We start from the raw sequence: 26,903 nt of genomic DNA on the forward strand, positions 1-26,903 counted from the left end.
AGGCTTTCTGCATGGACCCCACGCCAGAGCCCTCCGCCGCCGCGCCCGAGCCGACACCCCATCGGGTGCCGGAGATCGCCTCGCTCGGGCTGGACACCCTGGTCACCGAGGTCGCGGAGCGCCTGCAGTCGGCCGCCGCGGTCACCGACCGGATGCAGCGGCTGCTGGAGGCGGTGGTCTCCATCGGCGCCGGGCTCGACCTGCACGCCACCCTGCACCGGATCGCCACCGGCGCCGCCGAACTCGTCGACGCCCGGTACGCGGCCCTCGGCGTGATCGCCCCCGGCCGCACCGGCCTGGCCGACTTCATCCACGTCGGCGTCGACGACGAGACCGCCGCCGAGATCGGCGACCTGCCCGCCGGCCGCGGCATCCTCGGCGCGCTGATCGACCGCCCCGAGCCGCTGCGGCTCGCCGACCTCGGCGCCGACCCGCGCTCCTCCGGATTCCCGCCGCACCACCCGGAGATGAAGACCTTCCTCGGCGAGCCGATCCGGGTCCGCGACGAGGTCTTCGGCAACCTCTACCTCACCGAGAAGAAGGGCGGCGGCGCCTTCACCCCCGAGGACGAACAGGTGGTGCACGCGCTCGCCGCGGCGGCCGGCGTCGCCATCGAGAACTCCCGGCTGTACGAGGAGGGGCGGCGCCGGGAACGCTGGATCGCCGGCGCCTCCGCCGTCACCACGGCGCTGCTCTCCACCGACCAGGCCGAGACCGCGCTCACCGTCGCGGCCGAGCAGGTCCGGGAGCTGGCGGACGCCGCGCTCGGCATGATCCTGCTCCCGACCGAACCGACGGAGGACGGCGACGGGCAGATGCGGGTCGCCCACGCCTCCGGCGAGGCCGCCGAGTTCGTCCGGGGCGAGCTGCTGCCCAGGGAGAGCTTCGCGGCCCGGCTGCTCGCCGGGGAGAGCATCCACCTGGACGACATGTCCAGCGACCCGACCGTGGAGATCCGGCTCGCCCGCGCCTTCGGCCCGTCGATGGCCGTCCCGATGGTCGCCGCCGGGCGGGTGCTCGGCGGACTCTGCGTCTGGCGCCCGCGCGGCGCCCTGCCGTTCACCGACACCGAGAAGCAGCTCGCCGAGACCTTCGCCTCGCAGGCCGCGCTGGCCCTGCGGCTCGCCGAGGGCCAGCGCGACCAGCAGCGCCTGGCCGTCTTCCAGGACCGCGACCGGATCGCCCGCGACCTGCACGACCTGGTGATCCAGCGGCTGTTCGCCACCGGGATGATGCTGGAGAGCGCGGCCCGGCGGTCCGTGGTGCCCGAGGTGAAGGTCGGCATCGGCAAGGCGGTGGACGAGCTGGACGCCACCATCCAGGAGGTCCGCACCACCATCTACGCCCTCCAGCACGACAACCACGGCGACGCGCCGGACACCCTGCGCACCCGGGTGCTGCGGGAGGCCAGCCAGGCCGCGGCGGCGCTCGGCTTCAAACCCTCGGTGAGCTTCGTCGGGCCGGTGGAGAGCCTGGTCGAGGAGAAGAACGGCCGTCAACTGCTCGCCGCGCTCAGGGAGATGCTCTCCAACACGGCCCGGCACGCGCGGGCCTCCCGGGTCGGCGTCGAGATCGACGCGACCGCCCACCTGGACGACACCGGCCGGCCGGTGAGCGGCGACCCGGAGTCGCTGGACCGGGGCGGGCGCCCGGGCGTGCTGCTGACGGTGACCGACGACGGCGTCGGCATCCCGGCGGGCGGGCGCCGCAGCGGCCTGCTCAACCTGACCCGGCGGGCCGAGGCGCTCGGCGGCGCCGCCTGGCACGAGACCGGACCGTACGGGAAGGGCACCATGGTCCGCTGGACGGCCCGGCTCTGAGCCCGGCCCGATCCTCCTCGGCGGTTGGCCGGTGAAAGTTAAACGAGGGAGAACTTCCCGACCAACACCGCAAGTTGTGAACGTTCTGGGCTTTCCGTGGGTCCGTGTGCACACATAGCTTTGCACCGGTCTCGGAGGGGTAACCGGACGGGGGGAGCAGTGGACGCGTCTGGCCGCGGGAACACCGCAGCAGGGGCAAGTCGAGGCGGGTTCAGGACGGAGCGCGCCCCGGACGGGCGGTACCGCTGGCAGCTGAAGGCGCCGAACGGCCGGGTGGTGGCCATCACCGCCGCCATGTTCGAGACGCCCGGCGAGGCCGAGCGCGGCTTCGACGGATTACGCGTCGGGGCCGCCGAACTCACCGCGCGGATCACCCACGTCCGGGACGGCATCGGCTGGATCTGGGTTGTCCCCGGGTCGCGCAGCCTGCCCGAGGTGCGCTCCAGCCGCGCGTACGAGCGGTACGCGACCTGCCAGAACGCCTTCCGGCGCTTCGTCGTGCTGCTGGCCAAACAGCCCGCGCGGGACCTGCCCGTGCGGGAGCTGCCCGCGCGTGACCGGCCCGTTCGCGACCAAGCCGTTCGCGACCAAGCCGTTCGTGAGCGGCCTGCCAGGGAGCGGCCGGTTCGTGATCTTCCGGGCCGTGAACTTCCCCGGAACACCGTCTCGTTGAGACGCCCCGATGGCCGCTGAGGGGCGCGGCCCCCGTCTGCTGATCGTCCCCGCACCCGAACGCTGCCTGGGCTGGGCGCTGCGCGCCGCCAACGGGCGGCCGCTCGGCGTGGGCGTGCGCACCTACCGCAGCGAGGAGGAACTCGCCGAGGCGGTCCGGGTGTTGCTGATCGAGCGGGCGGCCCTTCGATGTTCGGTGGCCCAGTCCGAGGGCCGGCAGTGGGTGTGGTCCGCCTACCTGCCGGCGCGCAGCACCCGGCGGGCGGCGGTCGAGCCCGCGCCGGTGGCACGCAGCGCCCGCGGCTACCTGCGGCGCGACCAGTGCCAGGCCGGCGCCGAGGGCTTCCTGTCCGGACTCCAGTGGGTGGGGCAGGAGTTGCGGCGGGGCGGTCGGGACGGCCGCTGGCCGCTGTGAGGCGGCCGGGGCCCACGTGCAGTTCCGGTGAAGCGCAGGTTTCCGGCAACACCCCGAGTCGCCACCTGGAGAAGAACGTCACCGGCCTCCGACCACCCCCTTTCCCCTCCGCCGCGCCCGTGCTGACCAGTCGCTAAACCTCGTCGAACCGATGAGTCGACAATCCCGACCCGCCCTCGACCTCCCTTCCGGCGGAACCTCCGGGCCGGACAGGATCTGCACTGCCGGAGCGGCCGCAGCGGACGCGGCCACCGGCCCCGGGCTCCCAACCAGAGCACGGGTTCACGCGATGGACGTCTCTCCCACCGGAGGAAGAGAAACATGCGTAAGACCGCTGCCAAGCTGCTCACCGTTGCCGCCCTGGCGACCTCCCTCGCCACCGTCGCCTCGGGCTCGGCCATCGCCGACCCGGCCGCCGGTGTCACCCCGGCCGCCCAGGACATCGTGGGTGTCGGCTCGGACACCATCCAGGTCCTGCTGAACCAGTTCTCGGCCGACTACAACGCCTCCCTGGGCGCCGGTTCCACCGCGCCGCGCCTGTACAGCTGGGACGCGACCGGCACCTCGCCGATCACCACCAAGACCGGCGCCACCTCGATCGCCCGCCCGAACGGCTCCGGCGCCGGCATCAAGGCCCTGGTCGCCAACACCAGCGCGACCGTGGACTTCGCCCGCTCCTCGCGCGGCCCGGCGGCCACCGACGCCCACGGCCTGGACTTCGTCGCGCTCGCCAAGGACGCCGTCACCTGGTCCGCCCCGAGCAACGGCAACGCCCCGGCGCAGCTGACCTCCGCGCAGCTGACCGCGATCTACAACTGCACCACCACCAACTGGAACCAGATCAGCGCGAGCCTGCCGAACGCCACCATCAAGCCGTTCCTGCCGCAGGCCGACTCCGGCACGCGCTCCTTCTTCCTGGGTGCGATCGGCGTGACCACCCCCGGCGCCTGCGTCACCACCGGCCCGGAGGAGAACGAGGGCACCGACGCCAACCTGACCGACCCGAACGTCGTCTTCCCCTACTCCGTCGCCCACTACCTCGGCCAGACCGTCGGCGGCCACGGCACGGCGACCGACGCCCCCGGCAGCCTGACCCTGCGCAACATCGTGGTCAACGGCGCCACCCTGACCCCGGTCACCAACAACGTGATCAACACCAAGTTCGCCAACTCCTCCTTCGGCCGCGTGGTCTACAACGTGATCCGCGACACCGAGTGGACGGCGACCGACGCGCACGGCCAGGCGCTCCAGGCGATCTTCGGCTCCAACGGCTGGATCTGCAACGACCCGGTCGCCGCCGCCGACCTGGCGAGCTACGGCTTCCTGGCCACCCCGGCCTGCGGTGTCGCCACCCTCACCTGATCCACCCTCACCTGACTCACCCCGCACCTGATCCATCCCGCACCTGATCCACCCCGCACCATCCGGCGGCCACGGGCTTCGCGCCCGTGGTCGCCGGCCCACCGGCGGGACGTCTCGAAGGGAACGGGCCGGCTCCGGTCGGACCCGTCGGCCGGTCCTCGGACCGGTTCTCCACCCTCAGCGCGAAACCTTCCTCTCCCAAGGAGCCCAGCATGTCCCGTACCACCGGTCGGTTCCTCGCCGGCGGCGTCGCGGTCGTCCTCGCCGTCACCGCCTTCGGCGGCGTGGCCGCGGCCGACACCGCTCCCGTCCCCACCGGCAGCGCCGTGGTGACCGAGAACAACACCTTCCTCCAGGCCGCGGCGAGAAACGGTGTGTTCATCGTTCCGCTGCCGAACGCCAGCGTCTCCTACAACACCACCGCGGGCCTGGCGACGAGCCTCCCGGTGACCGGCGGCAGCGTGAACCTGCGCGGCTACTACGGCAACGCGACGCTCGGCGGCAGCCTGCTGTTCGTCGACGTCTTCACCGGCAAGAGCGTGCTCTTCAAGCAGCTCGCGTTCAGCGCCGACGACTGGCGCCTCACCGGTGTGCCGGACGGCGCCACCGACCCGGTCCTGCTGTTCAAGCCGGCCGGCCTCCAGCGGACCGAGCAGAGCGGTACCACGCAGTCGCTGACCGCCTCCGCCCTCACCGTGGACGCCGCGGGTGCGCAGTTCCTCGACAGCAAGCTGAACACCTCCTTCTTCACGAACGGTCAGGCGATCGGTTCCTTCGCGCTGACCTTCAACGGCTGAGCACCGCCCGCAGGTTGGTCCAGGCCCGTGCCGACAGGCGCGGGCCTGTTTTTCCGTGAAGGCGTCAACTCCGCTAGCGAGGTGCCGCGTTGTGGTCTCGTACACGCGGGCGACCGGATCCGGCCATCTGCGGCTGGCCGAATGGACGGGTACCGGAATCGTCGGCCGCTCGATGCCCGATCCCCTGCGCCGCGTCTCCCGGCGGCGCGCAATCGCACGGAGGTGCCCGCCATGAGAGTCCGACCGCCCGACCGGAGACCCTTGGGCCGTTGGCGCCGCCGACTGCCCGCTCTCGCGATGGTGTGGTCGTCGGTGGTCGCTGTCGGCGTGCTGCCGATCGGCCTGGGGGCGCTGCCGCAGGCCGTGGCGGAGGACTCCGCCGTCACGGTGCCGGGGCCCAAGGTGTGGCAGCCGAACGAGGGCGTGTACGGCCCCGAGGGCAGTGTGAGCGTCGTGCAGACCAAGAACCTGGTCAACCAGGTGGTCCACGTCGGCTGGAAGGGGTTCACCCCGACCTCGGACGCCAACGGCGATCCCTGGCTGAACGGGCCGGCACCGCGCAGCGAGCAGCCCTTCTACCAGGTGCGGGTGTACCAGTGCCGGGGCACCGACCCCAAGGTCACCGACTGCTACGACAGCACCCTGTACAACGCCGACGCGGCGGCGGGCTTCCAGCAGAAGACGCCCGCACCGGGGACGACCTTCCCCGACTACCCGTCGAACATGGTCGTCTCGGTCACGGGCCCGGACGGTTCGGGCTTCGCGGACATCGAGCTCTACACGGCCGACCAGAGCCCCACCCTGGGCTGTGACGACAAGCACCCGTGTTCGCTGGTCGTCGAGCCCAACTACGGTGGCGACTCGATCGCCTGGGCGGACAAGACCCGCAAGGGCGTCCTCGGCTGCGACAACCACAGCCTGGACCTGGACTTCGGCATGGCGTCCGACCTGAAGCTCAACGGCACCATCAACCGCTACACGAACATGAAGACGTCCGAGCAGTGCTCCTGGGAGCGCCGCACGGTGGTGCCGTTGGAGTTCGCCCCCACGGCGGCGGCCTGTCCGGACCAGCACGCGGCCTTCAGGGTGGCCGGACTCGAACCGGCCAAGCGGGCGATGGCGCAGTGGCAGGCCGGGCTGTGCCAGGGCACCGAGCCGATGTCGCTCACGTACGGCTTCGCGAACGGCGACGCCCAGGCCCGCACGGACTTCCTGTCGGGCGGCGGCGACATGGCGCTGGCGTCCCGGCCGGACACCCAGGCGCCGCCACCGCGCCCGTACGTGTACGCGCCGATCGCGACCTCGGGGATCTCCGTGGTGTTCGTCGTGGACGACCCGAACACCGGTCGGCAGATCAGGAGCATGAAGCTCAACGCGCGGTTGCTGGCCAAGCTGCTCACGCAGTCCTACGCCTCGCCCGGCGCCGCGATCCCGTCGGTGAAGGGCAACCCGATCTGCATCTTCGACGACCCGGAGTTCCAGAAGCTGAACCCGCTGCCCTCGGACGGCACGGTCTCCTGGCCCACGGGGTGCCTCTCGAACAACACCACCCCGACGGTGTTCGGCGGGACGGCGGACATGACGTACCAGCTGACGTCGTGGATCGCCTCCGACCCCGACGCGGTGCGCTTCCTGGACGGCGAGTCCGACCCGTGGGGCATGCACGTGGACAGCTTCTACCTGCGCCCGGCCTTCTCCGGCTACCCGACCGACTCCCTCGTCCGGCAGGACTCCTCGGGGATCCCGGACGCGAAGGAGGACGCCAAGCGCAACTGGAAGCAGTTCGAGTGGAACCCGATCTCGACCGGGCTGAACGACGTGGTGCGCAAGGTGCTGTGGAACCAGCCCAACTGCGTCAACGGGGACACGAAGTCGGACGGCTCGCACGACCTGTGCCCGCCGCTCAAGATCGGGAAGCGGACGCTGTTCGCGATCATGGACACCGGTGAGGCGAAGGCCTACTCGCTGCCCGAGGCCCAACTGCTCAACCCGGCCGGCGGTTTCGTCTCACCGGACGGCCCGGGCTTCCAGGCGGCCGTCGCCGACATGACCGTCGACCAGGCCACCGGCGTGCAGTCCCTGCCGTACGGCGCGTCCGACTCGGCCCTCGCGCGTGACCAGAAGGCCTACCCGCTGACCGCCGTGCAGTACGCGATGCTCCCGACCAAGGACGTCGCGGCCGGCAAGGTGGCCGCGATGACCAAGTTCATGCGCGCGGTGACCACCACCGGCCAGGTCTACGGGTACGAGCCCGGCCACCTCGCCCCCGGCTTCCTCGCCCTGACCGCCGCCCAGCGGACCCAGGCCGGGGACGCGATCGGCCACCTGGAGGCGCAGGACGCCAAGCTGCCCGGCAACCAGGCCGCGCCGCCGAACCCGCCCGCGACCGGCGGCGACGGTTCGACGCCGGCCTCCGGTACGGGGGGTGGGCAGGGCGTCGCCCCGGTCACCCAGGTCGGCGAGGGCGGAGCGTCCGGCGGGAGCGGGGCCGCGGCGTCTGGCGAGACCGGGGACCAGGCGTCCGGCGGGTCCGGCGGGTCCTCCACCGGTGGCCTGTCCGGCACCGGTGCGGGCTCCGCGTCCGGTGGAGCGGGAACGGCGGCCGGTGGAACTGCGGCGGGCGGAGCGGTGGCGGGTGCCGGTGCCGGTGCCAAGCCCGGCGCGACGCCCAGCACGCCCGGCAAGCCGCTGTCCGCCGCGCCCGTCGCGGCCGGTACTCCGGCGCCCGACCGTTCCGGCGCCGCGCGGCTGCTGCTGCCCGTCGCGCTGATCGGCGGCCTGGTGCTGCTGGTCGGCGGTCCGGCGGTCCTCTTCCTGGGCGGGACGCCCGCCGGGGCGCGGGCGCTGGCGGAGGTGCGGAAGGGCTGGTCGCGGTTGCGCCGCCGCCCGTGACGGTCTGACGCGGGGACACAACAGAATCACCGAAGCACGACTCGGCGGGGCCGCCGTTTCGGCCCCGCCGAGTCGTTTTCGCATGGCTGAAGTCGCTTGGAGTCAACGCGCGTTGCGTCTGGGGTGGAATCGGCCAATGCTTCGGCCGCGCGTGATCGAAGGCAAATACCTTTCACATCAAAGGACTTGGGTGAGAAGCCCCAGCACGGACATGTCATTCGCCGGTCCGGTCCGGCCATTCGGAGTTCCCAACTCCGCCACCGAGTTGCCGCGTTGGGCCCTCGTACACACGCACGACCCGATCCGGCCACCTGTGGCTGGCCGAATGGGTACGCACCGGATCCGTCCCCCGCACCCGAGCACGGAGAGCAGACCATGACATCCGCCGCCGAGCCCGCGGCACCGTACGCCGGGGTGCCAGGCCAACCCGGCCACGGGCCCGACCGGGACGTCCCGCGCACCATCACCGCCCCCGCGACCCCGGGCGACCGGGTGTTCCGCGGGGTGCTGCGGGTCGCCGGGCTCTCAGTCTTCGCGATCATGGGGATGATCGCGTTCTTCCTGATCCTGCGGGGCACGGACGCGCTGCGCGCGGTCGGCTGGTCCTTCCTGACCGAGCAGAAGTGGCAGACCGCCGCGCACAACTTCGGCATCGCGGCCGTCCTGCCGAACGGCCTGCTGATCGCCGTCATCGCCCTGGTGATCGCCGTCCCGGTCGCCCTCTTCACCGCGATCTTCATCTCCGAGTACGCGCCGGTCCGGTTGCGGGCGGCGCTGATCTCGCTGATCGACCTGATGGCGGCGATCCCCAGCATCATCTACGGCCTGTGGGGGCTGTTCTTCCTCCAGCCGCGCATCATCGGCTTCGTCCGCTGGCTGACCAACCACCTCGGCGACACGATCCCCTTCCTCAAGGTGCGCACCGGCGACATCGGCACCTCCTACACCTCCTCCACCTTCATCGCGGGCGTGGTCGTCGCGTTGATGATCATCCCGATCGTGACCTCGCTCAGCCGGGAGGTGTTCTCCCAGGCCCCGCAGGGCGAGCGGGAGGGCGCGTACGCGCTGGGCTCGACCCGTTGGGGGATGGTGCGCGCGGTGGTCCTGCCGTTCGGCAAGGGCGGGGTGATCGGCGCGATCATGCTGGGCTTCGGCCGGGCGATGGGGGAGACGATCGCGGTCGCGCTGATCGTCTCGCCGAGCTTCAAGACCATCACGCACATCCTGGAGAACGGCGCCAACTCGATCTCGGCGCTCATCGCGCTGCGCTTCGGCGAGTCGGACGCGCTCTCGCTCTCCGCGCTGATGGCAGCCGGCCTGGTGCTGTTCGCGCTGACCCTGCTGGTCAACGTGGCGGCCGGCTTCGTGATCAACCGGTCCCGCTCCGGGGCCTCCACCGCGGACTGAGGCGGCGTACCGACATGACCCACCGCGTCGAAGGGACGACCCGATGACCACGCTCGACCTGCCACCGGTCGCCGCGTCCGGGCCCGGAGGTCCGACGCCCTCCGGCTCCGCCGAGGCACCCGCCGAGGCCGCGCCACCGCGCTCCCAGACCAAGGTGCGGCTCGGCGGGGTGACCCGCGAGGACGTGTTCACCGTGGCCGGCTCACTGGTCGGCTCGCTGGCGCTGAACTGGGCGCTGTACGAGCGGGTGCTGCCGTTCAGCGGCGCGTTCGGCTTCCTGGTCTGCTGGTACCTCCTGTTCCTGGCGGGCTACTTCGCGCTCGGCCGGCTCCAGTGGGGCAGGCTGATGGTGCGCGACCGGCTGGTGTCGGTGGCCTCCTGGAGCTCCGGGCTGCTGGTGGTCGCGCTGATCGTCGACCAGATCGGCTACGTGGCCAGCCGCGGCTTCGAGGCGGCCCAGCACCTCAACTTCTTCACCGAGTCGATGGAGCGGACCGCCGCGCTCTCCCCGATCACCTCCGGCGGCGCGCTCAACGCGATCGTCGGCTCGCTCGAACAGCTGGGCCTGGCAACGCTGTTCGCGGTGCCACTGGGCATCGCGGCGGCGATCTTCATGTCCGAGGTCGGCGGCCGGCTGGCGCGCCCGGTGCGGACGCTGGTCGAGGCGATGACCGCGCTGCCCTCCATCGTGGCCGGCCTGTTCATCCTCGGCGTCTTCATCATCACCTTCGGCTTCGAGAAGAGCGGCTTCGCGGCCTCGCTGGCGCTGACCGTGATGATGATGCCGATCGTCACCCGGGCCGCCGAGGTGGTCATCCGGCTGGTGCCCGGCACCCTGCGGGAGGCCTCGTACGCGCTCGGCGGCAGCCAGTGGCGCACGGTGTGGAACGTGGTCCTTCCCACCGCCCGGCCCGGTCTGGTGACGGCGGTGGTGCTCGGCATGGCGCGCGGCGTCGGCGAGACCTCGCCGGTCCTGCTGACCTCGGGCTTCACCTCGCAGTTCAACGCCGACCCGCTCCACGAGCACCAGGTGTCGCTGCCGCTGTACATCTGGAACTACGTCAAGCAGCCCTACCCCGAGATGGTCGCCCGCGCCTTCGCGGCCGGACTGACCCTGATGGTCCTGGTGCTGATCCTCTTCGTCACCGCGCGCGTGCTCGGCGGTCGCAAGCCGGGCGAGCTGACCAGGCGGCAGAAGCGCCGGATCGACCTGGAGGCGCGGCGCGCCGAGGCCGCCGCACGAGCCGCCCGGCCGTCCGACACCGTCCGTCCGGCGCTGGCGCGGACCGCGTCCGCCCATGCGCCGGCCACCGCCGTCCCACTCCCCGGGAACAGCTGATGACCCACCCAACCACCCTCCGTCCCAGAGGAGTCCCCATGTCGTGGGAGGCTGCCGGCCGCCCCGTGGCCCGCGCGCTCGCCCTGCTGATGTCCCTGTTGCTGCTCGCGGCCGCGCCGATGCTGGGGCCGGGCTCCCGGGCCTTCGCGGCGAGCGTCGCGCTGAGCGCGGACGGGTCCAGCTGGGCCGGTCCGGCCATCGACCAGTGGCGCCAGGACGTCGGGTCGCAGGGCATCCAGATCAGCTTCAACCCGGTCGGCTCGGCGGCCGGCCGCAACTCCTGGACCCTCGGGCAGAACGACTTCACCGCCTCCGACGTGCCGTTCCGCACCACGCCCGACGCCGGCGTGAACGACGCGGGCCGCCGCAACGGCCAGGGCAGCGCGGAGCAGCCGACCTACGGCTTCTCGTACGTGCCGATCACCGCCGGCGGCACCACCTTCATGTACAACCTGGTGGTCGGTGGCAAGCAGGTCCGCGACCTGCGGCTCTCGCCGCAGACCGTCGTCGACATCTTCACCAACAAGATCACCAACTGGAACGACCCGAAGATCACCGCCGACTACGGCAAGACGCTGCCCAACCTGCCGATCACCCCGGTGGTCCGCTCGGACGGCTCCGGCGCCACCGCGCAGTTCACCCGCTGGATGGAGCACACCCACAAGGACCAGTGGGACGCGTACTGCTCCTCCGTCAACGGCGTCTCCTGCGGCGACTACACCGAGTTCTTCCCGCCGTCCGGTCGGATGGTCGCCCAGAACGGCTCGGACGTCGTCGCCGGCTACATCAAGGCCTCCTCCGGCCTCGGCACCATCGGCTACGACGAGTACGCCTTCGCCAAGCGCAGCAACTGGCCGGTCGTGAAGGTGCTCAACCAGGCCGGCTACTACTCGCTGCCGACCGCCTCCAACGTCGCCGTGGCGCTCACCGCGGCGAAGATCCGCGGCGTCGACGACAACACCCCGGTGTCCGACCCGAACTACCTGCAGCAGAACCTCGACGGCGTCTACACCATGGACGACCCGCGCTCCTACCCGATCTCCAGCTACAGCTACGTGATCGTGCCGCGCTCCGGGGCCGCGCTGCCCCCGCCGCCCCGCTTCAACAACGACAAGGGCAGTGCCCTCAGCCGCTTCCTCGCCTACGTGCTGTGCGAGGGCCAGGGCGAGGCGGACGGCCTCGGCTACTCGCCGATCCCGCGCGGCCTGGTCAAGGGCGGCCTGCTGCAGACCAGGAGCATCCCCGGCAACGCCAGCCCGGTCGACCCGGACACCCTGTCCAACTGCGCCAACCCGACCTTCAACTCCACCGGTGAGCTGACCGTCCTCAAGAACGCGCCGCAGCCCAGCCCCTGCGACAAGCAGGGCGCTCCGCTGGACTGCACCGTACAGGGCGGCCAGGCGGTCAAGACCGGTTCGGGCGCCGGCGGTTCCAGCAGCGGCGGCAGTGCCGGCGGCGCGGCCGGCGGTACCGGTGGCGGCGGCGGTACGGGTGGCACGGGCGGCGGCAGCGGCGGCGGTACGGGCCGGACCGGGAGCGGAACGAGCGGTGGTGCGGCCGGCGGCGCCGGCGGCACGGGCGGTGGCGCCGCGGGCACCGGCGGCACCGGGGACGGCGCCGCGGCGGCCGACGGCGCGGCCGGCACGGACCCGAACGCGGCCGGCGCCGCACCGGGCGACCCGGGCACCGAGGACGTGGTCGACCCGCAGACCGGCCAGGTGGTCGCCCGCGGCCGCGGTGGCAGCACCGAGGTCGCGGCGAACGTGGTCGAGGTGGCCGGCAAGCCCGAGGACTGGACGCTGAGCACGCTCACCGCCCTCGAACTGCTCGCCGTGGTGCTCGTCCCGCCGCTGCTCGGCCGGCGGCTGCTGCGCCGGCGCAAGTCCTCGGACGGCGCCTCGTGACCGCCCCGGTGCTGGAGAAGCCGGCCGCCCCCGCGCGGCCGGCCACGCCCGCGGTCCCGCCCGTCGCGACCCCCGCGGCCGGGCCCGGCGCCGCCCCCGCGCGGCGCCGCCTCCTCCAGGGCGCCCGGGTGGCCAGCCTGCTGGCCGCGCTGGTGCTGGGCTTCGTCGGCTACCTGTTCACGCTCTCGCACGTCCAGGAACGGCACTTCCAGTCCACCGCGTACAAGACCTTCCGGGACCAGCTCGCCCGGGCCGTCGCCCCCACCGGGGCCGCCGCCGACGGCGCCCCGGTGGCCCTGCTGGACATCCCGGCGATCGGCCTGCACCAGGCCGTCGTGGTCGAGGGCACCACCGGCCGGGACCTCATGCGCGGGCCCGGCCACCGCCGGGACACCGCCCTGCCCGGCCAGGGCGGCGTCGCGGTGCTGTTCGGCCGCGGCGCCACCTTCGGCGCGCCCTTCGCCGAACTGTCCGGGCTCCGGGTGGGCGACAAGATCGAGGCCACCACCGGGCAGGGCAAGTTCACCTACACCGTCAACGTGTACGGCGACGGCGACCACCCGATCACCGACCCGGCCCGCAACCGGCTCGTCCTGGTCACCGGGGACTCGGACTGGATCCCCGGCTCGACCGTGATGGTCGGCGCCCGGCTGGACGGCGACCCCGAGCAGAACCCCGGCGGCCGGCCCAGGACCGTCCCGTACGACAAGGCGCTGGCCGCCGACAAGGGCGCGCTGGCCACGCTGCAGCTGTGGTCGCTCGGGCTGCTGGGCGCGGTGCTCGGCGCGCTCGTGCTGGCCCGGTACTGGCGGGCCTCGGCGGCCTACCTGAGCCTCGCGCCGGTGCTCGGCGCGCTGCTCTGGGCGGTCTACGAGAACGCCGCGGCCCTGCTGCCCAACCTCTACTGAAGCGCGCCCGGAAGGCCGTACCGATGACGGATGCACCGATGACCGACACCCCGACCACCGGCCTGGGCACGGCGGACGCCCCGGCGACCGACCCGGCCGCCGACACCCTCACCCTCCCGCCGCTGCCGCCGGCCCCGCACCCCGGCGGCGAGCCGCTGGCCGGGCTGGAGACCAGGGAGGTCTCCGCGTGGTTCGGCGCCCGCAAGGTGCTGGAGCGGGTCTCGCTGGCGATGCCGGCCGGCGAGGTCACCGCGCTGATCGGCCCGTCCGGCTGCGGCAAGTCCACCTACCTGCGGATCCTCAACCGGATGCACGAGATGGTGCGCGGCGCCGCGCTCGCCGGCGAGGTGCTGCTGGAGGGCGACGACGTCTACCGTCCCGGCCGGCGCCCCGCCGAGGTGCGGCGCCGGATCGGCATGGTGTTCCAGCGGCCCAACCCGTTCCCGGCGATGTCCATCCAGGACAACGTCGCCAGCGGCCTGAAGCTGGCCGGGATCAAGGTCTCCAAGGAGGAGCGCCGGGACCTGGTGGAGACCAGCCTGCGCCGCGCCGGGCTCTGGGACGAGGTCTCCACCCGGCTGCACACCCCGGGCGGTGCGCTCTCCGGCGGGCAGCAGCAACGCCTGTGCATCGCACGGTCGTTGGCGGTCTCGCCGGACATCCTGCTGATGGACGAGCCGTGCTCCGCGCTCGACCCGACCTCCACCCGGAGGGTCGAGGAGACCATCGCCGAACTGCGCGGGCGGCTCACCATCGTGATCGTCACCCACAACATGCAGCAGGCCCAGCGCGTCTCGCAGACCTGCGCCTTCTTCCTGGCCACCCACGACACCCCGGGCCGGATCGTGGAGGCCGGGCCGACCGCTCAGGTCTTCGGCAACCCGCGCGACCAGCGGACCTCCGACTACGTGAACGGCCGCTTCGGCTAGGCCCTGTCCAGGGCCCGGGCGGCACGCCTTCAGGGGAGCCGCAGCAGCTCCTCCAGCACCGCCGCGACGCCGTCCTGCTCGTTGCTCACGGTGTGCAGCGGCACCGCCGCCAGCACCTGCGGGTGCGCGTTGGCGACGGCGTACGCGGTGCCGGCCCAGTCCAGCATCTCCAGGTCGTTCGGCATGTCGCCGAAGGCCACCACCTCGCTCCGGTCGATCCCGTGCCCGGCGCACCAACGGGCCAGCGTGCTGGCCTTGGTGACGCCGGGCGCGCTGATCTCCAGCAGCGGGATCGGCGCCGAGCGGGTGATCTCGGCCAGGTGCCCGGCCGCCTCCCGGGCCTGGGTGAGGAACGCGTCCGGGGCGAGGTCGGGGTGCTTGGCCAGCAGCTTGAACAGGCCCCGGACCGGCCCGCCGGCGCCCAGCAGCTTCTCCGCCGGGCCGACCGCGTGCTCCAGGTCGTCGCCCCACATCGGCACCGCGTACTCGGGCTCGCGGGCCCACCCGTCCGGGTACTCGAAGGCGAACGCGGTGCCGGGCAGCTTGGCGCGCAGCACCTCGACCACCGCCAGGGTGGTCTCCACCGGCAGCGGGAACGACTCCAGCAGCTCGCCGCGCCGCACGTCCACCACCGCGCCGCCGTTCGAGCAGATCGCCACCCCGTGGCCGCCGATGTGCGCGCTCACCTGCTGCATCCAGCGCGGCGGACGCCCGGTGACGAACACCACCTGCACCCCGGCCGCCTCCGCGGCCGCCAGGGCCGCGGCGGTGCGTTCGCTGACGGTGCCGCCGGCGCACAGCAGGGTGCCGTCCAGGTCGGTGGCGATGAGGCGGGGGGCGGTACGGGCTTCGGTCACCGGTCCATCTTCGCCCATCGGTGCCGCACCGGTCACCGGCGAGGACGGACCTCGTCGCGGACCCGCAGGACGGCGCCGCCGACCCGCCGGACCTGTGGCTTTCGGCCCCCTTTTCGGCCCCCTTTCGGCCCCCGGGGCTCCGTTTCCGGCCTATTCGCCCGCCGGCCGGGGTGTCCCCGGGGCGCGACGGGCAGGAGTGTGCACGGCCACCCCGTCGGCAGGAAGAGCCATGCCCACTCGCCAGCTCCGAGACGAGCCTCCCCCGACCATCCCGCCCGCCGCCTCCCCGGACGCCTCCCGGGACGTCTCCCGGGACGTCTCCTCGGGCGCTTCCCCGGACGCCTCCCGCGAGCCGGTCCTGCTCGGCGACGTCCTCTTCCACACCCTCGCCGAGATCGCCCGCCGCGCCCCCGAGCCCCGCCTCCCGGCCCAGCGCACCCGCCCGCACCCGTAGCTGCGGCACCGCCCTTTCGGGGCAAGGAATTTGATGCCGCCTCACCCCTGGTCGAGGCTTGTTCGATTCCCTAAACTGCACTCCCCACCCGCCGGCACCGGAGCACGTCATCGGGGCGTGCTCGGCCGCGCCGGCCGGCCCCACCAGGAGGTCTTGACATGGTCAAGCACTACTTCAAGTACGCCCTGAGCACCCTCACCGCCGCCATGTTCGCCCACATGGCCTGACCGAGTCGTCCCGGCCTGGGCCGGGGTGAGCATCCCCGGCCCAGGTTCCAGGAGGTCTCGTGTTCGGCACTGCGGTGAGTCAACTCCGGTACGGCGCATCGATCCTGCTCAACCGCAGGATCCGGCCCCAGGACCTCGGGCGGATCGCCGACGACATGGTCCGCACGCTCGCCGAGTTCGGCGAACCGGGCGCGGACTCGGCGCTGCTGCCGGGGCAGGCCGGTCAGGTCGACCCGGAGGTGCGGCGCACGGTCACCCGGCGGAGCCTGCGGGCCACCGCGCGCGCCGCCGTCCGCCACACGGCCTACTACCGGCGGACCTTCGACGACCTCGGGATCGACCCCGAGACGCTCGACACGGAGACCTGGTCGCGGGTGCCCGTCACCCCGAAGGCGGCCCTCCGCGGCCTGCCCGCCGCGTTCGTCTCCGCCGCCGCCACGCCCGCCCTGATGGCGCTGACCACCGGCACCAGCGGCACCCCGACCGCGGTCTGGTACTCCCGGGCCGAGTTGGAGACCACGATCGCCCTCAGCACCATCTCGGCGGCCCTGACCCTCGGGCTGCGCCCCCGGCACACCGTGGCCTACGCGGGCTGCTCCAGGGCCACCCTGCCGCTGGTCGTCGCCGAGGAGTCCACCACCCGGGTCGGCGCCTCGTTCGTCCAGTTCGGGACGATCGACCCCGCGCTCGCCCTGGAACGCCTCGCCGCACCGCTCGGCCTGCCCGGCAAGGCCCCGCAGATCACCCACCTCACCGCCTCCGCGTCGTACCTCTCCGCGCTCGTGCAGGAGGCCGAACAGGCCGGGTGGCGGTCCGCGGACTTCGGGCTGGAGAGCATCGGGGTGGGCGGCGAGGTGCTGTCGGCCCCCCTGCGGGAGCGGGCCGAAGCGGCGTTCGGGGCACCGGTGTCCACGTCCTACCTGATGACGGAGACGCTCCCCTCGGGCGGCACGCCGTGCTCCCAGGGGCATCTGCACCACACCACCGAGTTCGGGCACCTGGAGGTGCTCGACCCGCAGACCTGGGAGCCGACCGCGCCGGGGGAGGTCGGGATGCTGGTGCACACCCCCTTCGTGCCCTACCGGGAGTGCACCCTGCTGCTGCGGTACGCCACCGGCGACCTGGTCCGGCTGCCCGTCGGCGGGACGGGGTGCGAGTGGGCGCACCTGCCGGCCACGTCCGCCGTCCTGGGCCGCTGGTCGGGGCCGCTCAGCGCCTCCGTGCCGACCAGGGACGTCCTCGACCTGGTCGAGGGGGAGCCGGACGTGCCGCTGCCGGCCAGGTACACGCTGACCGAGGAGCCGGACGGCGGTGCGCTGCTGCACCTCCTGGTCCGGGCGCTGCCCGCGGCGACACTGCACCGCAGGCTGGAGGAGCGGGCGTCGGCGGCGGGGCTGCCGCTGGCCGGCATCGTGCTCCACGACGACCGGTCGAAACTGCCGCCGTCCAGTCCGGTCCGCGCGGACCTGCGGGAACACACCTTCGAGTCGGCCCGTCCGGTCGGCGTCCGGGCCGGGAGCGGCGCATGAACGCGATCCCCCTCATCGCCCTGAGCTGCTGCGTGGCCCTGCTGATGGCCGTGGCCGGGGGGTACCTGGTCCGCGTGCGGATGCCCAGGCCTCCGGTGGGCGTCTACACCTCCGGCGACATCGCCGTCCTGTGCGTCGGCGTCGTGCTGGCCCCGCTGCTCTACCTCGAGCTGCCGGGCGTGGTCGTCTCGGCGCTGTTCGGCCTGGTGCTCTGCCTGGCGGTGCAGTTCACCCTGGCGCCGGTCTGCTCCGGCCGCTGGGCCTGGGGCCTCGCGCTCGTGGCCGCCGGAGCCACGGCGGCGTGCAGCGGCCACCCCGTCGCGGTGCGCGCCTGCACCGACGTGATGCTCGCCGTCGCGGTGGTGGGCGTGGCCAACCTGTGGACGCAGAGCGGAATGCGGTCGGCGCACGCGGCCGGGCTGGCCGCCGTCCTGTCCTGCTACGACCTGGTCGCGACCACCCTGACGCAGGTCACCGCGAACTTCGTCACCCAGGTCCAGGGAAGGCCGTTCGCCCCGATGCTCGTCCTGACGGGCGGCAGCCCGCCGGTCGCCGTGGGCCTCGGGGACCTGCTGCTCCTCGTGCTGTTCCCGCTGGTCGCCGCCAAGGCGTTCGGGCGGACGGCCGCGTTGCTGGCGGCGGTCGTCGGAGTGGTCGTGACCAGCGCGGTCAGCGCGCTGTTCGCCCTGGGCGCGCTGACGGCGGGCTTCCCCCTGCTGACCGTGCTCGGCCCCCTGATCGTGGTGCAGCACGTGGTGTGGTCGCGCCGGCTGGGCGGCGAGCGGACGACGGCCCGCTGGCGCGCCGGCACCGCGTCGCCGGCCCCACGCCCCGACCGCCTCCAGCCGGACCACGCCGTGACGTCGGCGCTGTCCCTCACCCCGCCCACCGGGCTGGCACCGGGCACCTGGATCGCGATCGCCGACGGTCGGATCCTCGGCACCGGCAACTCCCCCGGCCTCGCCCGCCGCGACGCCCGCGAGCGCGGCACGGCCACCCTCCCCGTCGTGCGCCAGCTCTGACCGGGCGGCGGCTTTCTGACGGTGGCGGCCACGGCGGCCACGGCGTTCTCGGCGTTCTCGGCTACGGGCGATGGGGTTGGCCCGGCACGCGCCGTGCGCTGGTGAACCGCTGCCGCCGCCCGCCGGCCGCCAGTTCGCCGAGGCGCTCGCCGACGACGGAGACGCCGGGCCGGGGCTCCTGCGCGTAGTACCAGGGCTTGCGTCGGCGCAACAGCTCCTCGCCGTGCTCGCTCCAGGCGAACCCGGGTTTCCGCAGCAGCTTCCGGAACACCGAGTCGGCGGTCTCCGGGTGGGCGGCGGCCAGTCGCCGGATCGGCAGTGGCGTGATCGACCGCTCGCGCAGGTACGTGCGCAGCAGGTCCTGGTGCGGTTTGCGACCCGTGAGGGAGGGGTCGGCGAAGAGGTCCCGCAACAGCCCGTAGTCCGCGTAGAAGTTGAGCCCGTCGACCTCGTCGTAGATGACTCCGATGGTGTCCGCGTCCGCGAGGTCCGGCGGCAGCTCGAAAGCCGGAAAGTCGAGGCCCGGGAGCCGCCTGCCCCGGGCGCGGTCGGGACGCCCGGCGGCGGTGTCCTCCTGCCGGTGCCGGTAGTAGGCGTTGAGCCGTTCCTCGGTTTCGGCGGGCGGAAGGACCAGTTCGTCGCCGCCGAAGAACTCGACGAACGCGTCCCGGTCCGCCCGCATCGACTCCCATCCCTGCTCGATCTTCTCGGGGTTGCGGAAGACCAGTTCGGGGTGGCTGGTGGCCAGTTGGAGTGCGGCCCGGGCGATCTCGGTGGCGCTGGACCTGGGGTAGAACGACATCGCCCCGGAGACCAGCCACGTCCCGTCGGCCGAGAAGACCGGCACCAGGCAGGTGTGGAGGAACCCTCCCTTAGTCACTCCCCGGAAAGCGGCCCGTCCGGCGTTCGAGTACGTGCGGTACTCCAGGTCGTCGATCAGGTTCAGCAGGACGAGGGCATCCCCGTCCTTGCGGCGGACCTCGAAGATCCCCTCGACCGGGTCCCGCCAGCCGAGCAGCATCTCCCGGTCGATCCCGTCCAGGTCCCGCCGCCCACCGACGAACCGGTCCACCACCGTCGAACCGTCCGGCAGGCGGAAGCGCAGGATGAAGTGGTCGGTGATCCGGACCGCCTCACCCTCGTCCAGCAGCCGTTCGGGCCCGGCCGCCTCCAGCAGGAGGGGAGTCAACCACCGGTCGAAGCGCGCACTCTGCGCGAAGGCGACCAGCTCCCCCTTCAACTCGGCACAGCGCTCGATCAGGTCGGTGAGCGAGCGCTCGCCGTGATCCGCGCCTCGAACGGCGATCGCCATGTCCTGCTCTCCCCACAAGCCGGTTCCGAAGTAGTGATGTGCGAGTTGCTCGGCTCCCGCCGTGGGCATCGACGGTGGCCCTCATCCAGCACGGCCAAAAGCTCGGCCCGCCCTGCCCGCTGCACCCATGGCGCCACGGTAGCGGTCGTGAGGGCGCCGTCGCCGAGGGTCCCTCGAAACCTCACCTGCCGGAGTGAACACGCAGGGTCGACGGCACGCGTCTGGGTGCCGCGATCCCGGCAACAAGAAGGACGACCGAGTGGGCCGAGCCGGGCGTCGGCGCGACGCCCGACGGAACGGAGTTCGTGGTCACCCAGGGCCGAGACGGCTGAGTGCCGCCGCTAGTCCGCCAACGGCCCGTCGGCCGCCGGCGGACTGGTTGCTTCGCGTGGGTCGGCGGCGCGAACCACGGGGAGCGAATCCTTGATCAGGCCAGCTGGGCGAGGCCCTCGGTGGCGATCCTCTCGAAGACGGCGAGGTCGTTCTCGAAGATCGAGTCCGGGACGGGCCAGTGGATCACCAACTCGGTGATGCCCAGGTCGCGGTAGGTGCCGGCCCAGTCCACGAAGGCGTCCAGCGACTGCAGAGGCTTCTCGGCGGTCGAGCCCTGGAGCAGCACCTTCTCCAGCTCGCCGGCGTCCCGGCCCTGTGCCTCGCAGGCGGCCGTCAGCTTCGCGATCTGCGCGGCGATCACGCCGGGCGCCTGCTCGACCGGCACGTCCGCGGGGCCCTTCGGGTCGCCGTACGTCACCCAGCCCTGCCCGTACTCGGCCGCCAGCCGCAGCCCGCGCGGGCCGGCGGCAGCCACGTAGAACGGCACCCGCGGGGTCTGCACGCAGCCGGGGATGTTCCGGGCCTCGACCGCCGAGTAGTAGGTGCCCTCGCGGGTGGTGGCGTCCTCGCGCAGCAGCTCGTCCAGCAGCGGCAGGAACTCGCCGAACCGGTCCGCCCGCTCCTTCGGCGACCACGCCTCCTGCCCCATCGCCGTCGCGTCGAAGCCCGTCCCGCCGGCCCCGATCCCCAGTGTCAGCCGCCCGCCGGACACGTCGTCCAGCGTGATCAGCTCCTTCGCCAGTGTCACGGGGTGGCGGAAGTTCGGCGATGTCACGAGCGTCCCGAGCCGCAGGCGCTCGGTCGCGGTGGCCGCCGCGGTCAGTGTCGGGATCGATCCGAACCACGGCTCGTCGCGGAACGAGCGCCACGACAGGTGGTCATACGTGTACGCGGCATGGAACCCGAGCTCCTCGGCCCGCCGCCAGATCTTCTGCCCCTCGCTCCACCGGTGGATGGGGAGGATCACGGTACTCAAGCGCATACCGGCGACCCTACGTCCGTCGGGAAGATCGGGCGGATCCCTGTTTCACAGCCGGTCGGGCGATACGGTCACCAGGGTGGCGTGGGGGCGCCATTTTGCCACCGTGGCTCCAGGAACTCCTCGCCGGCTTGGGCGAGCGGGAGTTCCGCCACATCATCGTCTACCACCCCGACCGGCTGATGCGGCAGCCCAGGAACCTCGAAGAACTGCTCACCATCTCTGACGAGCACCAGATCCTCCTCCACGGGGAGACGAACCGGCGGAACCTATCGGACCCCGACGACCGTTCATCCTCCGCATCGAGGTGGCCCACGCCTGCCGGTCGTCCGACGACACGTCGCGGCGGCTGAAGGACACGCTCGCGGACCGGGCCAACGCAGGCAATCCCCACACCGGCAAGCACCGTGTCCTCAGCCGCCCCGTAGCTGTGCCCCGGCCGGGTCCAGTCGACGGAGTCAAGTCCTTCCTACATGCGCGGGACAATTACCGCCGTCCCGCCTATGTGCTCCTGAGGGCCTTCAGCGGGTCGGTGCGGGCGGCGCGGAGGGCCGGGTAGAGGCCGGCCAGGAGGCCGACGACGGTGCCGATGAGCGGGGCGGGCAGGGTGGTGGCGGGCTGCAGGACGGCGGTCCAGTCGCGGGCGGCGGCGACGGAGACCACCGTCACCACGCCGAGGCCGGTGCCGATCAGCCCGCCGAGGGTCCCGAGGGCCGTCGACTCGGTGAGGAACTGGGCGGCGATGTGACCGGTGCGGGCGCCCAGCGAGCGGCGCAGACCGATCTCCGCGGTCCGTTCCAGGACGGCGACCAGCGTGGTGTTGGCGATCCCGACGGCGCCGACCAGCAGGCAGATCCCGGCCAGTGCCAGGAAGAGTCCGGTGAGGTCGGAGGTCACCGTGTCCTGGAGGCTGTGCGGGTCCGGCGGCGGGACCACGGTGAACGCGTGCGGGGCGTCCGGCCGTAGCGCGAGCGGGAGTTGGGCCGCCACCACGGGCGCCGCGCCGACCCTGGTGGCGACCAGCCCCTGGGCGCCGCGGTCCGGCTGCGGGGCGGGGTTGCCGAAGTGCTCCAGCGCCGTGCTGGCCGGGATGATCAGGCTGAGCAGGGCGCCCGGCTGGCGCTGGACGTCCGCGTAGACGCCGACGACGGTGTACGGGACGCGGTCGATGAAGACGGCCGGCTGGGCATCCAGCCGACTCACCCCGAGCCGTTTGGCGGCCGCCTCGCTGAGCAGCACCACTGGCTGGGCCGTCCGCTGGACGAACTCGTCCAGGGTGACCCCGGCGGTCAGGGTCGGCTCCATCGCGGCCACCGCGCCCGGGGTGGCGGCGAGGACGGACAGGCCCGTGCCCTCGTCGGGGCCGTCCGGGCGGCGGGAGACCGTCGGGGCGCCGGGTACCGGCCACCAGATGCCGCCGGCCCGGACGCCGTCGATCGCGGCCATCCGGTGGTCGACGTCGGTGGGGAAGTCGTTCGGCGGGTTGGCGCCGGGGGCGACGCCGTCGGTGCGCGGCTGGTCGGTGACGGTGACAGTGGTGGCCTTGGTGAGGCTGAACCGCTCGCCGATCTGGCCGGTGGCGGTTGCGGTGAGGCCGAGGACGGCGACGAAGGCGCCGATGCCGAGCACCGTGCCGAGCATGGTGAGCACCGAGCGGCCCGGGCGCTGGAGGATGCCGGACAGGGCCTCGGAGAGCAGGTCGCGCACGCTCAGGTGGGAGGGTGGCTCGGGGAGCACGGCTCCGCCGCGTCGTCGGATGCGGATCACCGGACGGGTGCTCCCGCCTCGCTGAGCACGCCGTCGTGGATGCTCACCCGGCGTTGGGCGCGGGCGGCCACGGCAGGGTCGTGGGTGATGACGACCAGGGTGTAGCCCTGCTCGTGCAGTGCGTCGAACTGGACGAGCACCGCCCCGGCGTTGGCCGAGTCCAGGTTGCCGGTCGGCTCGTCGCAGAGCAGCAGGCTCGGCCGGTTCACCAGGGCGCGGGCGATCGCCACCCGCTGGCGCTCGCCGCCGGACATGGTGCCGGGTAGGGCGTCCGTCCGGTGGCCGAGGCCGACCAGGCGCAGCGCGTCCACAGCGGCGGCGCTGCGGGCGCGGCGCGGGGTGCGGTTGTAGACCTGGGCGAGGGCGACGTTCTCCTCGGCAGTGCGGTGCGACAGCAGGTGGAAGGACTGGAAGACGAAGCCGATCCGGCGCCCGCGCAGCGTCGAGCGGTCCTTGTCGCGCAGGCCGCCGGTGTCGATGCCGTCCAGTTCGTAGCGGCCGGTGGTGGGGGTGTCGAGCAGGCCGAGCAGGTGCAGCAGGGTGGACTTGCCGGAGCCGGACGGGCCGGTGACGGCCAGGTACTCGCCGCGGCGGACGGTCAGGTCGGTGGGGCGCAGCGCGACCACGGGCGGGCGGCCGAGGTGGGTGCGGCCGACGCCGTACAGGGCGATCACGGGCTTGTCGCCGGCCTCGGTGGCGGGTTCGGTCACTTGCCGACCACCACCTGGTCGCCGGCTTTGAGGTTCGCGCCCTGTGCCGGGGTGACGGCCACGAGGCCGTCCGCGGTGACGCCGGTGGTCACCGGGACGGTGGTGCGGTTCCCGGCCGCGTCCACCGTGGTGACGGATGTCCGGCCGGCCGCGTTGGTGGAGACCGCGGCGATCGGCACGGCGGTGACGGGGGCGCCCGCCTTGGCCTTCAGGACGGTGAGCCGAACGTTCTTGCCGCTCATCGCGGCGGGCAGCGGGGTGTTCGGGGTGATCGTCACCGGGACGTAGCTCTGTCCGCCGGGTTGGCCGTTGGGCTGGCCGGGCTGGCCGTTGGGGGCTCCGCCGCTGTCGGGGCCGCCCTTGCCGCCGCCCGCCGCGCCGCCGAGGGTGATGACCTTGCCCGCCGGGGGAGTGCTGGTTGGGGCGCCGACCTCGGCGACGGTGCCGGGGACGGTGATGTTGGTGTCCTCGGCGAGCAGTTCGACGGCCATGCCCGGTTGCACGCCCGCCGCCTGGGACGGGGTGACCTGCCCGGTGGCGGCCAGGCCGCCGCTGGTGAGCGAGAGCAGGGTGCCCGAGACCGGCGAGCCGACCGCGCCGTTGACGGCGGTGACGGTCGCGGGGAGGGCAGGCAGGAACAGTACGTGGGCGGCCGGGACCATCGGGCCGTTGGCGGCCCTGGCCCTGGCGAGGGTGGCCTGGTCGGTGACCAACTGCTTCTTCGCGTTGGCGAGTTGCTGGTCGAGATCGCCGGACGGGGGCGGCTGCTGGGCCTGCGGCTGAGTGGTCGCCGTCGGCGGCTGGGCGGAGCCCGCTTTCTTCCTCTCCGCGAGGCCGTCCACCGTCTGCTTGTCCGTGTCCACCGCCTTCTGCGCGGTGTCCACGGCCTGCTGGGTGGTGGCGCCGGTGGCCGGCACCGGGTAGCCGAGCTCGCGGTAGAAGGCCGACACCGCGGCGGCCGTACCCGGCCCGTACGTCCCCTTGTCGTCCCCGTCGATGCCGTGTCCCAATCCGGCCAGAGCGTCCTGGAGTTCGGCCACGTCGGGGCCGGTGCTGCCCGGCTTCAGGTCACGGAACGCGGGCACCGCCCCGGGCAGGGCGAACAGCGGCTGCCCGGACACCTCGGCGAGCAGCTTCCCGGCCGCGACGGCGTCCCCCTGCTTCACGGCCAGCTTGGAGACGAACAGTTGGGTGACCTCCGCCGAGGCGGCGACAGGGACGACGTTGTACTGCGCGGGCGGGTACACCACCGCGCGGGCCGTGATCGAGGGCGTCAGCACCTGGCTGACAACCGGCACGGTGAGCAGACTGTTCGGCGGCGGCGCGGTCTGCGCGGCCCGCTCCGCCGGGGACTTCACCAGCGTCGCCGCCCCCACCCCGCCCACTGCCACCAGCGCGGCGGCCAGCGCCACCCCCAGCAGCACCCGCCTGCGCCGCGCCGCCCGCGAACGGGCGGGCGGGGGCGACGGAAGAGGCTGGGCTACGTCGTCGTCAGCGCCCATCGTCGTCATGGTCAACGGTGCCTCCTCCTTGATGGTGTCCTTGGGAAGAGCATGACCTATCGGATGTCGTTGAGACGTAAGGGGGGTGGAGACGATCGGCCGACAACGAACCCAAGTTGGTACCGCAGCATCACGGGAGCCACCCCTGGTCTACCTTCAGCACTCCGACAGCACCTCGCTCCGTGTCACCATCCAGCGACCATCCCTGGGCGCGAAGGTGTAACTCGCCAGTTGTTTCGGACGGTTCGTCAATTGGCCGGGCTGAACTCTTCCGCTCCGCGCCTCGTACTGGATCCACTTGCCAACGTCGACGCAGTCCACCAGGGTTGCCAACTTCCTGTCCACCGTGATGCTGCGGATCCGGTGATCGACGGACCCTTTGGCAACGAGCCCAGCGCTAGTCAGGGCGCTCAGGTTCGCACGCAGGATCTCCAGTTGCTCACCCGCCGCGTGGTCGGCTAGTGCCGAGCCGTCACCGGACTCATTGGCCACCAGCATCGCCTTCCAGTAGTCACTGTAGTCCTGCTGGACGCGTAGTCGTTCACCTGTGAATGCCTCACCGCTCTCGGTACTCGACCGGTTCGCGGCGAGCGTGCCAACGAATCCGACGACGGCGAGGAGGGCCAGGACGAGCAGCAGGAGCCAACCACGGCGACGGCCGCCTGCTACCGCCGTCATGCCTGGCCCAGCAGCTTCTTGGCTGCGGCGATCCGCTGCTGGGAGATTTCCCTGTCTGCTTGGAGGGCCTGCTCGTTCCTGCCGATGTACACCTGCTGGTAGGCGGTCAGCACGGCATTCCAGGTGGCCAGCAGCTTCACCTGCTCTTTGCAGTTCATGTCGGCGACCGCCGTGTCCCGTTCCTCCTGTGACACCTGCTCCGGCCAGGCCGCCGAACTCGCCTGTACCGGATTCGCGTAGTTGTAACCCAGCTTGGTCATGCAGTTCTGCCAGTCCGCGAGCGAGGCGCGGACTCGGCTGTCGACGGCGGCGTGGTCGTACGCCTTGGCACGGAGGGTGCCGACCAAGTCAGAGGCGGTGTTCTTGATGCCCTCCGCCTGGAGCCGCCGTTCGAACTCTCCCATACAGCCCCGGTCTGCCTTGGGATCGGCGGCACCGGCCTTGGTCCCGCGATCTCCCATCAGGGCCTTCTGGTATTCGGGGCCCTGCCCGGACGGATTCCCCGTACCGGAGGTGCCGTTGCCTGCTGGCCTGGGCGGCCGGTGGTACCCGGTCTGCTGCGCAGCGGAGACGGAGAGCAGGCCCAGAAGCGAGGTGTCGATGGGAGTCGGCGGGGGAGGTGTCGACGCCGGCCCGGGGTCGTAGTCGAACCCCTTGGCGGTCATGCAGGTCCGGGTGGCCTGGCCCATGGCCCGGAAGATCAGCGCGGACTCCTCGGCCCCTACCGAGTAGCCGTCCAGCGGATGGGTTACCGGCGAGCCGTCTGCCGGGTCCGCGCCGATCTGCGGGACCGCGGGCTCGCCCACGATGTCGGAATCACCGCCCGCCTTCGTGTCTTTGCTGCAGCCTGCGGCGAGCACCGCTAAAGCCACTACAGAGATGACCACTTGAGCCCTGTTCATCCGCATTCAGCACGCCACCTTCATGTCCGACGTCGCCTGTCGACGCAAGCCTCGCACCGTCGTGGGGGGGGGGGGGGGGGGGGGGGGGCGCGCCCCCACCCCCCCCCCCCCCCCCCCGGCCCCCGCGCCCCGCCCCCCCCCCGCCACGAGGTGTGGGGGTGGTTCAAGGGGGAGAGGGTGACCGAC

The 26,903-nt window shown here is 72.7% G+C and carries 23 protein-coding genes; 15 read left to right on the top strand and 8 right to left on the bottom strand.

Annotated features, from left to right (window positions below):
- Nucleotides 1-11: 11 nt before the first annotated feature.
- The 11 genes from ACIO9K_RS06145 to ACIO9K_RS06195 all read left to right on the top strand — a co-directional run bounded on the left by ACIO9K_RS06145 (nucleotide 12) and on the right by ACIO9K_RS06195 (nucleotide 14,445).
- Nucleotides 12-1,820, top strand: a complete 1,809-nt coding sequence (locus tag ACIO9K_RS06145) for a GAF domain-containing protein (RefSeq protein WP_400327355.1) — start codon at nucleotides 12-14, stop codon at nucleotides 1,818-1,820.
- 276 nt (nucleotides 1,821-2,096) lie between these two features.
- On the top strand, nucleotides 2,097-2,513 hold the full coding sequence (locus tag ACIO9K_RS06150) for a hypothetical protein (protein ID WP_400327357.1): 417 nt from the start codon (nucleotides 2,097-2,099) through the stop codon (nucleotides 2,511-2,513).
- A complete protein-coding gene (locus ACIO9K_RS06155) occupies nucleotides 2,503-2,907 on the top strand; it encodes a hypothetical protein (protein WP_363581528.1) in 405 nt (134 codons plus the stop codon). Before ACIO9K_RS06150 ends, ACIO9K_RS06155 begins: the two co-directional genes overlap by 11 nt.
- Nucleotides 2,908-3,228: 321 nt before the next feature.
- Entirely contained in the window at nucleotides 3,229-4,269 is a 1,041-nt protein-coding gene (locus ACIO9K_RS06160; protein WP_363621103.1) for a substrate-binding domain-containing protein, read from the top strand.
- A gap of 212 nt (nucleotides 4,270-4,481) precedes the next feature.
- A complete protein-coding gene (locus ACIO9K_RS06165; RefSeq protein ID WP_350876906.1) occupies nucleotides 4,482-5,066 on the top strand; it encodes a hypothetical protein in 585 nt (194 codons plus the stop codon).
- Between the two features lie 312 nt (nucleotides 5,067-5,378).
- Nucleotides 5,379-7,958 carry a hypothetical protein gene (locus ACIO9K_RS06170; protein ID WP_400327360.1) on the top strand — a complete coding sequence of 860 codons (2,580 nt, stop codon included), beginning with the start codon at nucleotides 5,379-5,381 and terminating at the stop codon, nucleotides 7,956-7,958.
- Nucleotides 7,959-8,333: 375 nt separating this feature from the next.
- A complete protein-coding gene (gene pstC / locus ACIO9K_RS06175) occupies nucleotides 8,334-9,365 on the top strand; it encodes a phosphate ABC transporter permease subunit PstC (RefSeq protein WP_350876910.1) in 1,032 nt (343 codons plus the stop codon).
- 43 nt (nucleotides 9,366-9,408) lie between these two features.
- The gene (gene pstA / locus ACIO9K_RS06180) at nucleotides 9,409-10,704 is read left to right on the top strand and encodes a phosphate ABC transporter permease PstA (RefSeq protein WP_363581522.1); all 1,296 of its coding nucleotides are present in this window, start codon (nucleotides 9,409-9,411) and stop codon (nucleotides 10,702-10,704) included.
- A 38-nt stretch (nucleotides 10,705-10,742) separates the two neighbouring features.
- On the top strand, nucleotides 10,743-12,608 hold the full coding sequence (locus tag ACIO9K_RS06185) for a substrate-binding domain-containing protein (RefSeq protein ID WP_363621106.1): 1,866 nt from the start codon (nucleotides 10,743-10,745) through the stop codon (nucleotides 12,606-12,608).
- A complete protein-coding gene (locus ACIO9K_RS06190; RefSeq protein ID WP_400327363.1) occupies nucleotides 12,605-13,516 on the top strand; it encodes a class E sortase in 912 nt (303 codons plus the stop codon). Before ACIO9K_RS06185 ends, ACIO9K_RS06190 begins: the two co-directional genes overlap by 4 nt.
- Nucleotides 13,517-13,554: 38 nt before the next feature.
- Nucleotides 13,555-14,445 (top strand): phosphate ABC transporter ATP-binding protein, encoded by an 891-nt coding sequence (locus tag ACIO9K_RS06195; RefSeq protein WP_363581516.1) that lies wholly within the window; start codon nucleotides 13,555-13,557, stop codon nucleotides 14,443-14,445.
- A 29-nt stretch (nucleotides 14,446-14,474) separates the two neighbouring features.
- On the opposite strand, the gene ACIO9K_RS06200 is transcribed toward ACIO9K_RS06195, so the two are convergent.
- Nucleotides 14,475-15,320 (bottom strand): HAD family hydrolase, encoded by an 846-nt coding sequence (locus ACIO9K_RS06200; RefSeq protein WP_400327365.1) that lies wholly within the window; start codon nucleotides 15,318-15,320, stop codon nucleotides 14,475-14,477.
- 211 nt (nucleotides 15,321-15,531) lie between these two features.
- Here ACIO9K_RS06200 and ACIO9K_RS06205 point away from each other — a divergent pair, with 211 nt between their 5' ends.
- The 3 genes from ACIO9K_RS06205 (at nucleotide 15,532) to ACIO9K_RS06215 (ending at nucleotide 18,534) form a co-directional block, all read left to right on the top strand.
- Nucleotides 15,532-15,756 (top strand): hypothetical protein, encoded by a 225-nt coding sequence (locus ACIO9K_RS06205; protein WP_400327367.1) that lies wholly within the window; start codon nucleotides 15,532-15,534, stop codon nucleotides 15,754-15,756.
- Nucleotides 15,757-16,042: 286 nt separating this feature from the next.
- Nucleotides 16,043-17,512 (top strand): phenylacetate--CoA ligase family protein, encoded by a 1,470-nt coding sequence (locus tag ACIO9K_RS06210; RefSeq protein WP_400327369.1) that lies wholly within the window; start codon nucleotides 16,043-16,045, stop codon nucleotides 17,510-17,512.
- Nucleotides 17,509-18,534 (top strand): hypothetical protein, encoded by a 1,026-nt coding sequence (locus tag ACIO9K_RS06215; protein WP_400327371.1) that lies wholly within the window; start codon nucleotides 17,509-17,511, stop codon nucleotides 18,532-18,534. Before ACIO9K_RS06210 ends, ACIO9K_RS06215 begins: the two co-directional genes overlap by 4 nt.
- Before the next feature lie 61 nt (nucleotides 18,535-18,595).
- On the opposite strand, the gene ACIO9K_RS06220 is transcribed toward ACIO9K_RS06215, so the two are convergent.
- Nucleotides 18,596-19,846, bottom strand: coding sequence for a hypothetical protein (locus ACIO9K_RS06220; protein ID WP_400327373.1), 1,251 nt, complete (start codon nucleotides 19,844-19,846; stop codon nucleotides 18,596-18,598).
- Between the two features lie 427 nt (nucleotides 19,847-20,273).
- Nucleotides 20,274-21,161 carry an LLM class flavin-dependent oxidoreductase gene (locus ACIO9K_RS06225; protein ID WP_363621116.1) on the bottom strand — a complete coding sequence of 296 codons (888 nt, stop codon included), beginning with the start codon at nucleotides 21,159-21,161 and terminating at the stop codon, nucleotides 20,274-20,276.
- Nucleotides 21,162-21,289: 128 nt separating this feature from the next.
- Between ACIO9K_RS06225 and ACIO9K_RS06230 the strand changes: the two genes are divergently transcribed.
- Nucleotides 21,290-21,511 carry a hypothetical protein gene (locus tag ACIO9K_RS06230; RefSeq protein ID WP_400327375.1) on the top strand — a complete coding sequence of 74 codons (222 nt, stop codon included), beginning with the start codon at nucleotides 21,290-21,292 and terminating at the stop codon, nucleotides 21,509-21,511.
- 148 nt (nucleotides 21,512-21,659) lie between these two features.
- On the opposite strand, the gene ACIO9K_RS06235 is transcribed toward ACIO9K_RS06230, so the two are convergent.
- From ACIO9K_RS06235 to ACIO9K_RS06255, 5 genes are all read right to left on the bottom strand, one after another.
- A complete protein-coding gene (locus ACIO9K_RS06235; protein WP_400327377.1) occupies nucleotides 21,660-22,895 on the bottom strand; it encodes an ABC transporter permease in 1,236 nt (411 codons plus the stop codon).
- A 26-nt stretch (nucleotides 22,896-22,921) separates the two neighbouring features.
- Nucleotides 22,922-23,635, bottom strand: a complete 714-nt coding sequence (locus ACIO9K_RS06240; protein ID WP_400327379.1) for an ABC transporter ATP-binding protein — start codon at nucleotides 23,633-23,635, stop codon at nucleotides 22,922-22,924.
- On the bottom strand, nucleotides 23,632-25,146 hold the full coding sequence (locus ACIO9K_RS06245; RefSeq protein WP_400327513.1) for a peptidoglycan-binding protein: 1,515 nt from the start codon (nucleotides 25,144-25,146) through the stop codon (nucleotides 23,632-23,634). Before ACIO9K_RS06245 ends, ACIO9K_RS06240 begins: the two co-directional genes overlap by 4 nt.
- Nucleotides 25,147-25,293: 147 nt before the next feature.
- Nucleotides 25,294-25,815, bottom strand: a complete 522-nt coding sequence (locus ACIO9K_RS06250; RefSeq protein WP_400327381.1) for a hypothetical protein — start codon at nucleotides 25,813-25,815, stop codon at nucleotides 25,294-25,296.
- The gene (locus ACIO9K_RS06255) at nucleotides 25,812-26,723 is read right to left on the bottom strand and encodes a hypothetical protein (RefSeq protein WP_400327383.1); all 912 of its coding nucleotides are present in this window, start codon (nucleotides 26,721-26,723) and stop codon (nucleotides 25,812-25,814) included. The genes ACIO9K_RS06250 and ACIO9K_RS06255 overlap by 4 nt, the downstream gene beginning before the upstream one ends.
- Nucleotides 26,724-26,903: the final 180 nt, after the last annotated feature.

The sequence above is a fragment of the Kitasatospora sp. NPDC087271 genome, assembly GCF_044744605.1.
In the GTDB taxonomy this organism is placed as follows: domain Bacteria; phylum Actinomycetota; class Actinomycetes; order Streptomycetales; family Streptomycetaceae; genus Kitasatospora.

Excerpts from the sequence above, each read along its gene's own strand:
- ACIO9K_RS06145 (WP_400327355.1), top strand. The coding sequence starts at position 12 with ATGGACCCCACGCCAGAGCCCTCCGCCGCCGCGCCCGAGCCGACACCC.
- ACIO9K_RS06155 (WP_363581528.1), top strand. The coding sequence starts at position 2,503 with ATGGCCGCTGAGGGGCGCGGCCCCCGTCTGCTGATCGTCCCCGCACCC.
- ACIO9K_RS06160 (WP_363621103.1), top strand. The coding sequence starts at position 3,229 with ATGCGTAAGACCGCTGCCAAGCTGCTCACCGTTGCCGCCCTGGCGACC.
- ACIO9K_RS06165 (WP_350876906.1), top strand. The coding sequence starts at position 4,482 with ATGTCCCGTACCACCGGTCGGTTCCTCGCCGGCGGCGTCGCGGTCGTC.
- pstC (WP_350876910.1), top strand. The coding sequence starts at position 8,334 with ATGACATCCGCCGCCGAGCCCGCGGCACCGTACGCCGGGGTGCCAGGC.
- pstA (WP_363581522.1), top strand. The coding sequence starts at position 9,409 with ATGACCACGCTCGACCTGCCACCGGTCGCCGCGTCCGGGCCCGGAGGT.
- ACIO9K_RS06185 (WP_363621106.1), top strand. The coding sequence starts at position 10,743 with ATGTCGTGGGAGGCTGCCGGCCGCCCCGTGGCCCGCGCGCTCGCCCTG.
- ACIO9K_RS06195 (WP_363581516.1), top strand. The coding sequence starts at position 13,555 with ATGACCGACACCCCGACCACCGGCCTGGGCACGGCGGACGCCCCGGCG.
- ACIO9K_RS06200 (WP_400327365.1), bottom strand. The coding sequence starts at position 15,320 with ATGGGCGAAGATGGACCGGTGACCGAAGCCCGTACCGCCCCCCGCCTC.
- ACIO9K_RS06205 (WP_400327367.1), top strand. The coding sequence starts at position 15,532 with ATGCCCACTCGCCAGCTCCGAGACGAGCCTCCCCCGACCATCCCGCCC.
- ACIO9K_RS06215 (WP_400327371.1), top strand. The coding sequence starts at position 17,509 with ATGAACGCGATCCCCCTCATCGCCCTGAGCTGCTGCGTGGCCCTGCTG.
- ACIO9K_RS06220 (WP_400327373.1), bottom strand. The coding sequence starts at position 19,846 with ATGGCGATCGCCGTTCGAGGCGCGGATCACGGCGAGCGCTCGCTCACC.
- ACIO9K_RS06225 (WP_363621116.1), bottom strand. The coding sequence starts at position 21,161 with ATGCGCTTGAGTACCGTGATCCTCCCCATCCACCGGTGGAGCGAGGGG.
- ACIO9K_RS06245 (WP_400327513.1), bottom strand. The coding sequence starts at position 25,146 with ATGACGACGATGGGCGCTGACGACGACGTAGCCCAGCCTCTTCCGTCG.
- ACIO9K_RS06250 (WP_400327381.1), bottom strand. The coding sequence starts at position 25,815 with ATGACGGCGGTAGCAGGCGGCCGTCGCCGTGGTTGGCTCCTGCTGCTC.
- ACIO9K_RS06255 (WP_400327383.1), bottom strand. The coding sequence starts at position 26,723 with ATGCGGATGAACAGGGCTCAAGTGGTCATCTCTGTAGTGGCTTTAGCG.